This window comes from Micromonospora arida (genome assembly GCF_003857035.1).
In the GTDB taxonomy this organism is placed as follows: Bacteria; Actinomycetota; Actinomycetes; order Mycobacteriales; family Micromonosporaceae; genus Micromonospora; species Micromonospora arida.
The window spans coordinates 1-12,992 of record NZ_QGSY01000137.1; the positions used below are offsets into that span (position 1 = coordinate 1).

The 12,992-nt window shown below is 72.3% G+C and carries 17 protein-coding genes; 12 read left to right on the forward strand and 5 right to left on the reverse strand.

What is annotated here, in order from left to right; translation table 11 throughout:
- A partial coding sequence (locus DLJ58_RS08435; RefSeq protein ID WP_208740935.1) for a DUF3500 domain-containing protein occupies positions 1-977 on the reverse strand: 977 nt, incomplete at its 3' end.
- Positions 978-1,008: 31 nt separating this feature from the next.
- Positions 1,009-1,356, reverse strand: coding sequence for an ankyrin repeat domain-containing protein (locus DLJ58_RS08440; RefSeq protein WP_425271301.1), 348 nt, complete (start codon positions 1,354-1,356; stop codon positions 1,009-1,011).
- Between the two features lie 109 nt (positions 1,357-1,465).
- On the opposite strand from DLJ58_RS08440, the gene DLJ58_RS08445 reads away from it, so the two are divergent.
- The 10 genes from DLJ58_RS08445 (at position 1,466) to DLJ58_RS08490 (ending at position 7,284) form a co-directional block, all read left to right on the forward strand.
- Complete coding sequence (locus DLJ58_RS08445) at positions 1,466-1,843, forward strand: signal peptidase I (RefSeq protein WP_124854639.1); 378 nt, start codon at positions 1,466-1,468, stop codon at positions 1,841-1,843.
- Between the two features lie 113 nt (positions 1,844-1,956).
- Positions 1,957-2,412, forward strand: coding sequence for a cysteine dioxygenase (locus DLJ58_RS08450; protein ID WP_124854640.1), 456 nt, complete (start codon positions 1,957-1,959; stop codon positions 2,410-2,412).
- A gap of 40 nt (positions 2,413-2,452) precedes the next feature.
- Positions 2,453-2,941 (forward strand): rhodanese-like domain-containing protein, encoded by a 489-nt coding sequence (locus DLJ58_RS08455; protein ID WP_124854641.1) that lies wholly within the window; start codon positions 2,453-2,455, stop codon positions 2,939-2,941.
- A gap of 50 nt (positions 2,942-2,991) precedes the next feature.
- Positions 2,992-3,525, forward strand: a complete 534-nt coding sequence (locus DLJ58_RS34845; protein ID WP_124854642.1) for a winged helix-turn-helix domain-containing protein — start codon at positions 2,992-2,994, stop codon at positions 3,523-3,525.
- A gap of 247 nt (positions 3,526-3,772) precedes the next feature.
- Complete coding sequence (locus DLJ58_RS08465; RefSeq protein ID WP_091408384.1) at positions 3,773-4,378, forward strand: winged helix-turn-helix domain-containing protein; 606 nt, start codon at positions 3,773-3,775, stop codon at positions 4,376-4,378.
- A 41-nt stretch (positions 4,379-4,419) separates the two neighbouring features.
- Positions 4,420-5,082: a nucleoside/nucleotide kinase family protein gene (locus tag DLJ58_RS08470; protein WP_124854643.1), complete on the forward strand. Its 663-nt coding sequence runs from the start codon at positions 4,420-4,422 to the stop codon at positions 5,080-5,082.
- Between the two features lie 164 nt (positions 5,083-5,246).
- On the forward strand, positions 5,247-5,645 hold the full coding sequence (locus DLJ58_RS08475; protein WP_124854644.1) for a TraR/DksA family transcriptional regulator: 399 nt from the start codon (positions 5,247-5,249) through the stop codon (positions 5,643-5,645).
- 48 nt (positions 5,646-5,693) lie between these two features.
- Complete coding sequence (locus DLJ58_RS08480) at positions 5,694-6,566, forward strand: DUF72 domain-containing protein (protein ID WP_124854645.1); 873 nt, start codon at positions 5,694-5,696, stop codon at positions 6,564-6,566.
- A gap of 111 nt (positions 6,567-6,677) precedes the next feature.
- Positions 6,678-6,863 carry a hypothetical protein gene (locus tag DLJ58_RS08485; RefSeq protein WP_124854646.1) on the forward strand — a complete coding sequence of 62 codons (186 nt, stop codon included), beginning with the start codon at positions 6,678-6,680 and terminating at the stop codon, positions 6,861-6,863.
- Positions 6,856-7,284, forward strand: coding sequence for a DUF2267 domain-containing protein (locus tag DLJ58_RS08490; RefSeq protein ID WP_124854647.1), 429 nt, complete (start codon positions 6,856-6,858; stop codon positions 7,282-7,284). The genes DLJ58_RS08485 and DLJ58_RS08490 overlap by 8 nt, the downstream gene beginning before the upstream one ends.
- 42 nt (positions 7,285-7,326) lie before the next feature.
- Here DLJ58_RS08490 and DLJ58_RS08495 read toward each other — a convergent pair whose 3' ends face one another.
- Positions 7,327-8,100 (reverse strand): DUF72 domain-containing protein, encoded by a 774-nt coding sequence (locus tag DLJ58_RS08495; RefSeq protein WP_208740937.1) that lies wholly within the window; start codon positions 8,098-8,100, stop codon positions 7,327-7,329.
- Between the two features lie 157 nt (positions 8,101-8,257).
- Here DLJ58_RS08495 and DLJ58_RS08500 point away from each other — a divergent pair, with 157 nt between their 5' ends.
- Entirely contained in the window at positions 8,258-8,563 is a 306-nt protein-coding gene (locus tag DLJ58_RS08500) for a hypothetical protein (protein WP_091408405.1), read from the forward strand.
- A 9-nt stretch (positions 8,564-8,572) separates the two neighbouring features.
- Positions 8,573-9,850, forward strand: a complete 1,278-nt coding sequence (locus DLJ58_RS08505) for a cupin domain-containing protein (protein WP_124854649.1) — start codon at positions 8,573-8,575, stop codon at positions 9,848-9,850.
- Position 9,851: 1 nt separating this feature from the next.
- On the opposite strand, the gene DLJ58_RS08510 is transcribed toward DLJ58_RS08505, so the two are convergent.
- On the reverse strand, positions 9,852-10,367 hold the full coding sequence (locus tag DLJ58_RS08510) for a trypco2 family protein (protein WP_124854650.1): 516 nt from the start codon (positions 10,365-10,367) through the stop codon (positions 9,852-9,854).
- A gap of 40 nt (positions 10,368-10,407) precedes the next feature.
- Positions 10,408-12,963, reverse strand: coding sequence for a CHAT domain-containing protein (locus DLJ58_RS08515; protein ID WP_124854651.1), 2,556 nt, complete (start codon positions 12,961-12,963; stop codon positions 10,408-10,410).
- Positions 12,964-12,992 lie beyond the last annotated feature (29 nt).

The following is a 12,992-nucleotide window of genomic DNA, read 5'->3' on the forward strand; positions in this document are numbered from 1 at the left end:
TTTACTACGCGTCTCGTGGGCTCGGAGATGTGTATAAGTGTGTGGTGGTGGGTTGCCAGGACGTCGGCGCCGAAGTCGCTGACGGGGCGGCGCAGCACGGTGTGCGCGTGGTTGCCGTCTGCGGTGGTGTTGTCGTACTCGATCAGCAGGTCGTCGCCCTGCACCCGGTAGTAGTGCCGCCGCCCGGGGTGGGTCGGGCCGGCCCAGGCGAAGTGCAGTGGGCCGGCGTCCAGTCGGGTCGCCTCCCGGAGGGCCAGTTCGGGTGGCAGCCGGTCGAGGTAGAGGGCGACCACCTGGTCGAGCAGCGCGCGGCCGGTCGGTCCCAGCCGCTCCGCCGGTACGCCGAGGGGCTCCAGCGGCGCGTCGACCCGCCCGCGGGTGGCGCTGATGATGTCCGCCGGCGCGTCGTCGGCGATGATCGCGGCGGCCCGCTCGGCCGGGCCCAGCGCGTCGAGCAGGGCGCGGGCCAGGTCCTCCTCGACACCGAGTGGACGGGAGACCGGCCGGCCGGCGTAGCGGACCGCGGCCGGGTTGGCGCCGAAGAAGATCGGCGCGGGGGAGACCTGACCGTCCACCACTGTCATGTTCACCGACAGGTGGTGCCCCTCGAGTCGCCACGCCCAACGGTCGTCGCGCGCCGGGTCGCCGAACACGGCCACCCAGTAGTCGCCGCTGTGCCGCCCGCGCTGCCAGCCCTCGGCCCGGTCCAGCACCTCCTCCAGCGAGATGATCGCCATCGCCTGTGCGTACGCCGAGGGGCTGAGCGCGGTGGCCAGCAACCGGTGGGCGGCCTTGCGGGCGGTGACGTCGAGCTCGGCGAGGCAGACGCCCGGTCGGGGTCGAGGCCGGTATTCCAGCCAGCGTCGGGCCGCCTCGTCGTCGAACGAGTGCATCGCGCTCTCGCGGGCGGCGGGGTCGAGGGCGGTCAGCAGCGCGGTGCTGGCCGCCCGCATCTGCTCGGGCAGAGGATCTTCCACCGCCCCTGTATACCGCCCGGCCGTGCCGGTGTCAGCCGACGCGCAGCAGCTCGGTCATCTCCGGCAGGTCGAAGAAGTTCGCGGTCTCGACGGCTGACGGGTTGCCGTGTTCCGGATCCGCGCCGGCGGCGAGGAGCGCGCGGACCGCTTCGGTGCTGCTGCGGAAGACCGCCGCCGCCAATGCGGTCTGACCGCGGTCGTTGGCCCGGGTGTGGTCGGCGCCGCGGCTGAGCAGGGCGGCCACCGTGTCCGGGTGAGAGTGGTACGCGGCCAGGATGAGCAGCGTGTCGCCCTTGTCGTTGGTGAGGTTGACCGGCAGGCCGGCGTCGATCTGCGCCGCCAACTCGTCGGTGGCGCCGGCTCGGGCCAGGTCGAACATCCGGTGCGCGAACGCCAGCGTCTCGGCGTCGAGGTTCTCGGTCACCGGTCCAGGTTAGCCACACCGGTCCTGATAGGTTGCTCGGCCGGCGCGCTGGGGGAGGGGTCCGATGGGTGAGACGGTGTACGTGGGCAACGCGGGCGTCGACGGCGCCACCAACGCTGGTTGGCTGCTCGGGCACTTCGCGCCGCCGGGGGAGATCCGGCACAGCACCGACGTCGAGGTGAAGTGGGGCGTGCATCCGCCCGGGCAGGCCCGGTCCCGCTGGGCGACCGGCGAGCGGCGCACCACTCTGCTCGTACTCGTCGAGGGGTGTTTCCGGGTGGAGTTGCCGGACCGGACGGTACGGCTGGCCGAGCCGGGCGACTACGTGGTGTGGGCCCGTGGGGTGGACCATTCGTGGTTCGCCGAGCGCGCGTCGGTGGTGTTGACCGTCCGCTGGCCCTCGTTGCCGGGCTACCGCGCGGACCCGCCGGTGCTGCGCTGATTCACCCGAGCGGCTGACCTGGCGTCCCACCAGACGGAATTACCTACTAAACCTATAGGCTTTGCCGTCTAGAGTACGAGGGCACCCCGCCGAACGACCCGCGAGGAACCGCCATGACGCACCACCGTCCGGAGCCCGACCTGCTCACCGTTGCCGCCGGATGGGCCGACCCGGCCGGCTGGCCGGTCGCGCTGCGTTTCGACCCGGCCGAGCGCTGGTACGCCCGCCTCGCCGTCAGCGACGAGCACGAGGTGTGGGCGTTGACCTGGCTGCCCGGGCAGGGCACCGACCTGCACGACCACGGCGGCTCCTCCGGAGCGTTCCGGGTGGTCGGCGGCGTGCTCACCGAGGAGACGGTCAGCGCCGGTCGACTACGCCCCCGACTGCTGCCGGCCGGCGCGGGCCGCCGCTTCGGCCCCCGGCACGTGCACCAGGTGACCAACCGGGGCTCGGCGCCGGCGGTCAGCGTGCACGTCTACCGGCCGGCGCTGCTGCGGATGACCCGATATCACCTCCTGAACGGGCGGCTGCGGGTCGCCGAGGTCGCCGAGGCCGGCCGGTCCTGGTAGCCGCTCCCACCGAGAACCCTGTCACCGGAAGGACCCGAGAATGCAGATAACCGCCGAGCACTGTCCCGCCCCCGTGCCGCCACCGGGCTCCAGGGGCATCGACGAGATCCTGACCGCCGCGCGGGCCCGGCTGCGCCGGCTGGACCCGGAGCGGGCGCACCTGGCGTACCGGGCCGGAGCGTTGCTGGTCGACATCCGCCCGGCCGCGCAGCGGGCCGCGCACGGCGTGGTGCCGGGCTCGCTCATCGTCGAACGCAACGTGCTGGAGTGGCGCTTCGACCCACGCTGTGCGGCCCGGCTGCCGCAGGCCGTCGACTACGACGTGCCGGTGGTGATCCTCTGTCAGGAGGGCTACACCTCGTCGCTGGCCGCCGCCGCGTTGCAGGACGTCGGCCTGCACCGGGCCACCGATGTGGTCGGTGGGTTCGCGGCCTGGCGGATAGCTGGCCTGCCGGCCCTCGGCCCGACCCCACTGCACCACCCATCTCCCCTCGCGTCCCCGGTCAACGCCGGCTGGGCGCGCCGCTGACCGTCACGCCACACCCGGCGTGGCGCGCGTACCGCCACTCAGGAGGCATCATGTCCGTCGTCGCCATCCCCACGCGCCGCCACCCCGGCGTGCGCCCGCCGGCCCGTGCGCGCACCAGCCCGACCCTGACCATCACCCTCGATCTCGTCCCCGGGCCGCTGAGCCCCCGGCTGGCCCGCCTGGTGCAGCTGCTGGGCGAGCTGGCCGAGTCGGGGGAGGGCCAACTGCGTGCCGTGGAGGAGCCCGCGTCGGCCCCGCGCCCCGCCGCGCCGCCCGCCGCACCGGACCACGTCCGCATCCTGGCCGGCTCGCGGATGGTCCGCCAGGGCGACCGGATCATCGCGTTGACCCGCATCGAGTACGAGCTGCTGCTGTTCCTGGCCGAGCGGCCCCGCCGGGTCTTCACCCGCCTGCAACTGCTCTCCAGCGTCTGGGGCTATGAGCACGCGGTGGCCCGGACGGTGGACGTGCACGTCCGCCGGCTGCGCGCCAAGCTGGCCGGCTCGGAGGTGGTCACCACCGTCTACGGCGTCGGCTACCGACTGGCCGACGAGGCCCTGATCAGCGTGGATCACAGCAGCTGAGCCCTGGTCCGGCGGCGATGTGACCGCCTGGTGAACCGGTCGGGGACCCCCGTAACGGGGCATCTCGACGACTCTGCTGTAATCATCAGGCCTCGTACGCAGAGCGAGCATCTGGCTCCGATGTGTTCGTCAATTGTCACATTCATGCAACGCAGCCGCCTCTTGACCCTCGCCCAGGCGCCGGGAAACATCGATGGAGCGGCGTCCCGGGCCGTGGGGAGATACCCGGACCAGCCCAAGGAGGACCATGTCGGTCAGCCCCGCGTCGTCGCGCGCCGGATGGCATACGTCCCAACCCGCGGTGCCCGGTCGACCTCCCGGCGGCCAGCGTCGCCCGGCGAACACCGCCGCGCCCGTGCTCACCGTGACGCTGTCCATCCCGCTGGCCTGTGAGGAGTCGCTGACCCCGGCGGCGCGCCGGCTGTTGGAGGCCGCCCGCGAGATGTTGGAGCGGGGCGAAGGCGTGATCATCGGCTCGGTTCCGGCCGAACGCCGCCCCGACCAGGCGCCCGCCAACCGGTCGCCGACGCGCCCGATCAGCCCGACCATTCCCGCCCTGCACATCCTCGCCTCGTCGCGCTCGGTGCTGCGCGACGAGGAGCCGCTGCCGCTGACCCGGCTGGAGTTCGACCTGCTGCTGCACCTGGTCGCCCACCCGCGCAGGGTGTTCACCCGGCTGCAACTGCTCAACGCCGTCTGGGGCTACGAACACGCCGGCGTGCGCACCGTCGACGTGCACGTGCGTCGGCTGCGCGGCAAGGTCGGCGTGGACGTGCCGCTGGTCACCACCGTCTACGGCGTGGGCTACCGGCTGGCCGACGACGCCCGGGTCACCATCGACCGCAGCGGCTGACCGGCGGCACCGACGTACCCGGCGCGGGGCAGGATGGTCCGGTGCGCATCCGCCCCATCTCGCCCGACCTGCTCGTCACCGAGCTGACCGGCCGGCTGGCCGACGCGGCGACCCGGGCCGCGAGCGCCACCGCCGGGCCCGCGCGGCTGCGGGTGGCCGTGGACGGCGCCCCCGCCGCCGGCGCCGACGAACTGGCCGCGGCGCTGGTCGACCCGCTGCGCGCCCAGGGGCACCCGGTGCTGCACGTCCGCGCCACCGACTTCCTGCGCCCCGCGTCGCTGCGCTTCGAGTTGGGGCGCACCAACCCGGACTCCTTCTACGAGGCCTGGGTCGACGAGGCCGGGCTGCGTCGGGAGGTGCTCGACCCGGCCGGTCCGGGCGGCAGCGGCCGGCTGCTTCCGTCGCTCTGGGACGCCGACGCCGACCGGGCCAGCCGCGCCCGCTACGTCGACCTGGCGCCCGGCGGCGTCGTCCTGGTCAGCGGCTCGCTGCTGCTCGGCGGCGGCCTGCCCTTCGACGTGACCGTCCACCTGGAGTTGTCCCCGGCGGCGCTGCGCCGGCGCACCGAACCGGCTCTGCAGTGGGCGCTGCCGGCCTTCGACCGGTACGCCGAGGAGGTCGTCCCGGCGAGCTTCGCTGACGTCGTGGTACGCGCCGACGACCCCCGCCGACCGGCGCTCGTGGAGCCCGGCGGGAACGACTGACAACAACCGAGAACTTGTCGGTTTGCCCGGCTGGTCCGGCGGGTACTCGCCCGGCTCACAGAGCGCGGGTCATCGCCCGCGCACCGAACGCGACCGTGACCGGGGCCCCGCGCCGCCGGCACCCGGTTCACCTTGAGCCACAGGCCCAGGAAAGGCAGGCAGCGATGCTCGTCCACGACACGGTCGGTACGGCCCGGTCCCAGACGGAGATCGACCAGATTCGACAGTCGCTCCAGGCGCGCTACGACGAGCTGACCGGGGAGTACGACCAGGCGGTGCTCCAGAGCCAGGTGCTGCGGCTGGTGGAGGTCGGCGACACCGCCGGCGACGACCAGGCCGACAGTGGCACCAAGACCGCCGAGCGGGACACCGCCCAGTCCCTGTTGCGCACCATCCTCGACCGCCGCGCCCAGTTCGAGCACGCCCTCGGCCGGCTCGAGGAGGGCACCTACGGCTGGTGCGAGGGATGCTCGGCGGCGATCCCGGTGGAGCGGCTGGAGATCTTCCCGTCCGCCACCACGTGCGTGACGTGCAAGCAGACTCGCGAGCGGCGGGCGGCCTGAGCCACCCCAGCGGTTGCCGGTCGGTCCGCGACGCGATGGACTTCCCCAATGGGTGACATCCTCGTGGGCACCGCGTCCTGGACCGACCGCACACTGCTGGACTCGGGGTGGTACCCGCAGACCGCGGACACCCCGGAGAAGCGGCTGGCCTACTACGCCCGGCAGTTCCCGCTGGTCGAAGTGGACGCCACCTACTACTCGCCGCCCGCCGAGGCGACCGCGCGGCTGTGGGCCGAACGCACCCCGGCCGGCTTCACGTTCAACATCAAGGCGTTCAGCCTGCTGACCGGGCACCCCACCCGGGTCAGCGCGCTCTACAAGGACCTGCGCCCGGAGACCGACAAGAAGAACGTCTACCCCGACGACCTGCCCGCGCAGTCGTACGAGGAGGTGTGGACGCGCTTCCTGTCCGCGCTGGACCCGCTGGTCGAGGCCGGCAAGCTGGGCGCGCTGCTGTTCCAGTTCCCGCCGTGGTTCACCATCAAGCGGGCCAACAAGCAGTACCTGCTGGAGGTGGCGAAGCGCTGCGCGCCGCTGCGCCCGGTGTACGAGTTCCGCCACGCCTCCTGGTTCGAGGGCGACAACGCCGACGAGACCCTGGCCTTCCTGCGCGAGCACAAACTGCCGTACGTCTGCGTGGACATGCCGCAGGGCCACCGCTCGTCGCTGCCTCCGGTGCTGGCCGCCACCGCGGACCTCGCGGTCATGCGCTTCCACGGGCACAGCGACAAGTGGACCAGCAAGGACATCCACGAGAAGTTCGGCTACCACTACTCCAAGCGGGAGTTGGCCGACTGGGCGCCGAAGCTGCGCGAGCTGGCCGACGAGGCCGGGCAGACCCACGTGCTCATGAACAACTGCTACCGCGACTATGCGCAGACCAACGCGAAGACCCTCGCGGATCTCCTCGACGCCGGCTGACCTCACCCGATCCGGGTGGGGACGACTCACCCCACCCATGGGCAGGGTGGACGCGGTGGGTACGGCCGCCCGAGGACGGCCGACGCCGGAGACGACACGGAGGTGACGGGGATGACGGTTCGAGTGGTGACGGATCGACGGCGTGGTGCCGTCCTGCACGTGGTCGGCACGGCCGACAACGCCCGGCGCGCCCCACAGGGCAGCCCGGTACGGGCCCGTCGTGGCCCGGCGGGGCCGCCGCGCCGCGCCGACGACCGACGGTGGGACACCACGGAACGGGGGTCGACCGATGGCTGACTCGATGATCTCAGCGTTCGAGTCCTCGCTGGACAAGACGAACCTTATTCTCAAGGACATCGAGAACGCCTACGGCTGGCCGAAGGAACGGCGCAACCAGTCGTACGCGGCGCTGCGCACGGTGCTGCACCTGCTGCGCGACCGGCTGCCGGTGGACGAGAGCGTGGAGTTCGCCCAGCAGTTGCCGGTGCTGGTGCGGGGGATCTACTTCGACGGCTGGGTGCCGTCCGACGTGCCGATCAAGCTCAACCGTGACGACTTCCTCTACGAGGTGCGGCAGGGCTTCCCGTACGACGCGGAGGGTGGCGCGGAGCGGGTGACGCAGGTGGTGCTGGACACGCTGCGCCGCCACGTGACCCAGGGTGAGTGGCAGGACGTGAAGGACACCATGCCCAAGGACCTCGCCACGATGATGCCGTGACGGCCTGACACCGCGAGCCCGTCCGACGGTTGTCGGGCGGGCTCAGTGGTCGGCGGCCTCGGCGGCGGTGGGCACCCGCGACACCGGGTGCCCGGCCCGGCGGGCCAGCGCGGCGAACGCCACGGCGTCCACGATCGCGGCCCCGCCCGGATCGTTGTTGAAATAGACGTACGCCGGCTCGTCCGCGCCGAAGGCGTCGGTCAGCCGACCCACCCAGGACCGCAGCGCGGCCGGACCGTAACGCGGCCACGGCCGCGCCCGCCCCTCGTGCAGCCGCAGGTAGCCGAAGTCGGTGGTGCGCCAACGGGGGGCGACCGGGCGGCCCAGCCGGTCCGCCCAGACCAGCGCGGCCCGACGCCGCTCCAGCACCGCACGGGTGGCGGCGGTCCACCAGGAGGGGTGCCGGGGCTCGACCGCCACCCGCACCTGGGCCGGGAACAGTCGCAGCGTCGCGTCCAGCGCCTCGACGTCCGCCCGCAGGTTCGGTGGCAGTTGCAGCAGCACCGGGCCGAGCCGGTCACCGAGCGCGGTGGCGCGGCCGAGGAACCGGGCCACCGGCTCCTCCGGGTCACGCAGTCGCTTGATGTGGGTGAGGTAGCGGCTCATCTTCACCGCCACGCAGAAGTCCGCCGGGGTGCGCGCCCGCCAGGCGGCGAATGTGTCCCGCTCGGGCAGCCGGTAGAAGGCGTTGTTGACCTCGACCGTGGCGAACCCGGCCGCGAAGTGCTCCAGCCAGAGCCGCTGCGGCAGCCCCTGCGGATAGAAGCGGCCGCGCCAGTCCCGGTACTGCCAGCCGGACGTGCCCACCAGGATCACCACCCCATCCTGGCACTCTCCGCCGCCGCTCGCGAACTGCCCGTGTCGCCCCGGTTCGGCGTCTACGGTGAGGGTTAGAGAAGATCGCGCGTGGGGTACCACCCGCAGCACGACGGACCCCGGCGTACGGCGGGGCGGCACACCCGAGGGAGTACCGATGGCACTCAACGATGACGACATGCAGACCACCGGCGGCGGTGGCGCGGAGGGTCCGGCCGACGGCGGTGCGACCCCTGGTCAGCACGACGGTGGCGCCGATGGCGGCGCGGAGGGTCCCGCCGACGGTGGTGCCACCCCGGGCCAGCACGACGGTGGCGCCGACGGCAGCGCGGAGGGTCCCGCCGACGGCGGTGCCACTCCCGGTCAGCACGACGGTGGCGCCGATGGCGGCGCGGAGGGTCCCGCCGACGGCGGTGCCACCCCGGGCCAGCAGGACGGTGGCGCTGACGGCAGCGCCCGGTAGCGGCTCGCCATGACCTACCTCGACCCGCCGGGCGGCCACCACGGCCGCCCGGCGGTTCCGTCCGCCGAGGCCACCGCGGCGCTGGCCCGCTGCGTCTCGGTCGAACCGGCCAAGTTCGCCGCCGCGCACTGGGGGCACACCCCGCTGCTGTCCCGCGCCGCCGAACTGCCCGACCCGGCCGGCTTCACCGACCTGCTCAGCCCCGCCGACGCCGACGAGCTGCTGAGCCGGCGCGGCCTGCGTACGCCGTTCCTGCGCGTCGCCAAGGACGGCCAGTTGGTCGCGGCGTCGCGCTGGACCGGCGGAGGCGGGGCGGGCGCCGAGATCGGCGACCAGGTGCTCGACGAGCGGGTCCTGGAGCAGTACGCGTCCGGGGCCACCCTGGTGTTGCAGGGGCTGCACCGGATCTGGCCGCCGCTCGTCGACTTCGCCCGCGACCTGGGCCTCGCGCTCAACCAGCCGTTGCAGATCAACGCCTACCTGACCCCGGCCGGCAGCCAGGGCTTCGCCACCCACTACGACACCCACGACGTGTTCGTGCTCCAGGTCGACGGCCGCAAGCACTGGCGGATCCACCCGCCGGTGCTGCCCGACCCGCTCGAGAAGCAGCCGTGGGGTGGGCGCGCCGACGAGGTCGGTGCCACCGCGCAGGGCCCGGCCGCGCTGGACGTGGTGCTCGCCCCCGGTGACGCGCTCTACCTGCCCCGGGGGTGGCTGCACAGCGCGCAGGCGCAGGACGCCAGCTCGCTGCACCTGACCGTGGGCATCCGCGCGCTCACCCGCTACGCCCTGGTCGAGGAGTTGTTGGCGCTGTCCGCCGAGGACCAGCGGCTGCGGGCCAGCCTGCCGTTCGGCACCGACGTCGCCGACCCGGACGCCATCGAGCCGGAGCTGACCGAGACCGTGGAGGCGTTGCGGGACTGGCTGCTGCGCGCCGACCCGGGCGCGGTCGCCGCGCGACTGCGCCAGCGGGCCTGGCCGGCGGCCCGTCCGGCGCCGATCCGACCGCTCGCCCAGGCCGACGCGCTGGCCACCCTGGATGCCGACTCCCGGGTCGCCCTGCGTCCCGGCCTGCGCTGGCAGTTGGTGCCGCACGATTCGGACACGGTGGCGCTGCGCCTCTTCGACCGCACCATCACCCTTCCGGCGAGCTGCGAACCGGCCGCCCGCGCCCTGCTCACCGGCACGGTCACCCGGGTCGGTGACCTGCCCGGCCTGCCCGACGACGCCGACCGGGTCACCCTGACCCGCCGACTGCTCCGCGAGGCCGTGCTCGTCCCGGCCTGAGCTACCCGGCTGTTGCCCCGACCAGCTCGATCCTGAGCGTGTTCGTGACCTCCTCGGTCAGCTCACCCTCCGCGCCGACCGAGATCGTGCCCTGGTCGGTGACGCCGAAGACGAGTTCCACAGTGGCGGCCTGCAACACCAGCGGGTCGTCACCCCCGGTGCCCGCGGTGACCACCGCGCGGATCGTGGTGATCGCGTCCACGAGGGTCGACTCGACCGCGCTGTGGCGCAGCTCGTGCTGATCCTGGAGATCCTCGGCGACGAGCGTGATGTCGATCGTGTGGGTCCGCTGGCGGGCGTGGCTGCCGCCCACCTTGACCTTCCAGCCGATCACCGGGACCCGGAAGTCCAGGCCACCGCCGAGCTTCGTGGTGACGACCGCACTCAAGATAAGTTGAACCGTGCCGACCCGCAGGTCCCGGCCCTCGTCGGTCGTGGAGATGCCGGCCTGCTTCACCGCGTTCTTCACCGCCGACACCAGTTCCTCGACCGGCACGCTGTAGTCGATCACGTCCATGCCGTACGTCCCCTCCTGAGCGAGTTGAGTTGCCGACCGGTCAGACGGCGGCGGTGGCGAACGGGTCGCCGTACACGGTGTAGGCCAACCAGGTCGGATCGAGCGGGTCGTCCTGCTGCTCGACCCGTGCGGCGAGGGCCGCCGCGCCGAGCGTGGCGCCGTCGGCGAGGGACCGGTAGAACGCGGTCGCGAAGCGGGCCGAGCTGTCCGAGCGAACCGCCCAGAGCGTGCCGACGAACGCGCCCGCTCCGGACGACATGAACTGTTGCGCCCAGCCGAGCATCTTCGTGTACGTCGGTGCCACGCCCGCGCTCCGGCACGCGTTGATGAACACGAGGGGGCCGGTCTCCGCCAGCAGCTTCCGGATGCTGGCCTCGGCGAGCAGGGCCGGCTTGAACCGGCCGCCATCCATGTCGATGAACGAGCCGTCCGACGAGAACGTGTTGTGGCAGGCGAAGTGGATCGCCCCGAGCGCCCCCGCATTGATCAGGGCGAGGAGTTCGTCGGCCCTGGTGATGGGCTCGCTGTCGGCCGCTCCGAGGATCGCGCGGATGGTGGCGATCTCCTCGTGCGCGCCGGTGGGAGCCTTCGGTGGCACCACGAAGCGCGGGTTGCGCAGGCCGACCCTCGCGTTGCGGCGCTGCCCGTAGGTGCGGCGTACCACGGGGACCTGCTCGACGAGGAAGCCGGCATCGCGTTGGGCGCTGAGCGGATAGAGCAGTTCCCACGGGACCACGTCGTGGTCGGTGGCGATCGTGAAGGCGCTCATGTCGGCGCCGACCTGCCAGAACTGGTCCCGCACGTCAGCCGGCACCAACTCCGACCACAGTTGGATGCCCGCCGACCGGATGACCTCGCGGGTCATCGTCGCGTTGTACCGGGAACCACCCCCGGCGAGCTGCTGCAACTCCTTGATCGCGTTCTCCACCGCGGCGGTGGGCGGGTTCGTGATCGACTCGACGACCGGGGCGAACAGCGCCGCGTCGGAGCGCAGTTGGAACGTGTAGCGGCTGCCGTCGAATCGCACCTCCATGGTGACCTCGCCCGGCCGGGCTTGCGCGGCATTCAGCGGTGCCGCGTGTAACTGGCCGTCGCGGAACGGCCCACCGTCCGCGACGGATACCTCGACGGACACCTCGCCGAGGAACGTGCCGCCGGCCCAGGCCGTCACGTCGATGCGATGCAGACCCGGGGTACGCGCCCCGAAACCGAACCGGATCGGATCCGGGTCCTCGTCCGGCTTGACCACCACGGTCTGCTGAAGCGGGCCGTCGGCGTGCAGGCCGACGGGCGCGTGGACGGTCACCGTCACCGGTGTGCCGTCGTCAGCGACGAGGAGGTTCTCCAGCCGGGCGGTCACGGCGTCCGAATGAACCGGCCGTCCCTCGGTGACGAGCCGGACGTCCACGCTCAGGTCCTGGCCCGCAGGCACCTGCGCGGGCGCCCGCGCCACCAGCAGCCGCTCCGGGGGCCGCCTGGCACCCACAGAGGACGAGCCATCCCGCCACGCAAGGGACGGTATCGCGCCGGCAACTGGCGGAAACCCGTGGAACTCCACCCGAGGCTTGGCTCGCTCCTGCAGGTAACGTCTCGCGCGTTGCGACTCACGCTCTCGCACATAGTTCCTCGCGTGATCGTCAAGGCGCAGTCGCGTCCCTCTCGTGTAGAGGGTGATGCCCTCGGGGACGAGAACCTCCCGAGCGAGTCGCCCGTCCAGGGCCGCCGCGGCCTCGGCAACTTCTTCGGGACCGAACTGCCTGGTGACCGGCCTGCAGATCTCGAGCAGGAACTTGAGGATCAAGCCCGCGGCGTCCGTGATCGCGCGTCGGACGATCTGCGCCGGGTCGGTCACCCGGAAGCGGACGGAGATCGACGCCTCGAAGTGGTAAGCGCCCCCCTTCGCGGGCAACCGGACGTGGAAGTCGGCCCCGTGGTCGCTGGTGTCCACCTCGTAGCGGGTCACGAATCTGGCGACGATCGCGGGGTTCCACCACCGTATCGGCCGGCTGCTGTCGGCGACCACCCAATCACCCTGGCGGGTCGAGTAGACGATCGTCACCGCTGGTCGCCGCTTGGGAGGGGGCATGAACAACCGAACCGGTTCCGCGCTGAGGATCAGTCGGATCGCGGGCACCGGCCCAGCATTCTCGCTCTTCGCGCCGAAACTTCTCGCCAGGTCGTCGACCAGATGACGGATGTCCTCGCGGAGGGTACCTGCGTGGAGCCGCCGGTACTGCTGTCGAGCGAGTGGCCCGAGCGGTTCGGGTAACTCCGTCTCGAGTGGCAGTTCAGCGCCCCCCACCAGCACCGGTATGATCGGGATCTGCAGTTCGAAGGCGGTTTCGATCTCCCGACGGGTGATGTCCGGAAGGTTTCTCGACGGCACCTCGGGCACGCCAGGGATGTGTGGTCCGATCACGACGATGAGTGCCGCCGAGGCAGCCAGACGCCGCCGAAGATCGGCGGAGCCCTCCACGGCGCCCGCAACGCCGACGAGGATGTTCTCGCCACCGAATCGGGTGGTCAACGCATCGTCGAGCAGACGCGCGGCGTCGCCACCACGGTCGGTGGGGTAGCTGAGGGAGAAGCTGACCATTTCTCGTACCGTATCGAAGATCTGGCCCC

Bases quoted from the DNA above. Each gene is read 5' to 3' on its own strand.
- DLJ58_RS08440 (WP_425271301.1), bottom strand. From the start codon at position 1,356: ATGTTCGACCTGGCCCGAGCCGGCGCCACCGACGAGTTGGCGGCGCAG.
- DLJ58_RS08445 (WP_124854639.1), top strand. From the start codon at position 1,466: ATGGGTGAGACGGTGTACGTGGGCAACGCGGGCGTCGACGGCGCCACC.
- DLJ58_RS08450 (WP_124854640.1), top strand. From the start codon at position 1,957: ATGACGCACCACCGTCCGGAGCCCGACCTGCTCACCGTTGCCGCCGGA.
- DLJ58_RS08455 (WP_124854641.1), top strand. From the start codon at position 2,453: ATGCAGATAACCGCCGAGCACTGTCCCGCCCCCGTGCCGCCACCGGGC.
- DLJ58_RS34845 (WP_124854642.1), top strand. From the start codon at position 2,992: ATGTCCGTCGTCGCCATCCCCACGCGCCGCCACCCCGGCGTGCGCCCG.
- DLJ58_RS08465 (WP_091408384.1), top strand. From the start codon at position 3,773: ATGTCGGTCAGCCCCGCGTCGTCGCGCGCCGGATGGCATACGTCCCAA.
- DLJ58_RS08475 (WP_124854644.1), top strand. From the start codon at position 5,247: ATGCTCGTCCACGACACGGTCGGTACGGCCCGGTCCCAGACGGAGATC.
- DLJ58_RS08480 (WP_124854645.1), top strand. From the start codon at position 5,694: ATGGGTGACATCCTCGTGGGCACCGCGTCCTGGACCGACCGCACACTG.
- DLJ58_RS08485 (WP_124854646.1), top strand. From the start codon at position 6,678: ATGACGGTTCGAGTGGTGACGGATCGACGGCGTGGTGCCGTCCTGCAC.
- DLJ58_RS08490 (WP_124854647.1), top strand. From the start codon at position 6,856: ATGGCTGACTCGATGATCTCAGCGTTCGAGTCCTCGCTGGACAAGACG.
- DLJ58_RS08500 (WP_091408405.1), top strand. From the start codon at position 8,258: ATGGCACTCAACGATGACGACATGCAGACCACCGGCGGCGGTGGCGCG.
- DLJ58_RS08505 (WP_124854649.1), top strand. From the start codon at position 8,573: ATGACCTACCTCGACCCGCCGGGCGGCCACCACGGCCGCCCGGCGGTT.
- DLJ58_RS08510 (WP_124854650.1), bottom strand. From the start codon at position 10,367: ATGGACGTGATCGACTACAGCGTGCCGGTCGAGGAACTGGTGTCGGCG.
- DLJ58_RS08515 (WP_124854651.1), bottom strand. From the start codon at position 12,963: ATGGTCAGCTTCTCCCTCAGCTACCCCACCGACCGTGGTGGCGACGCC.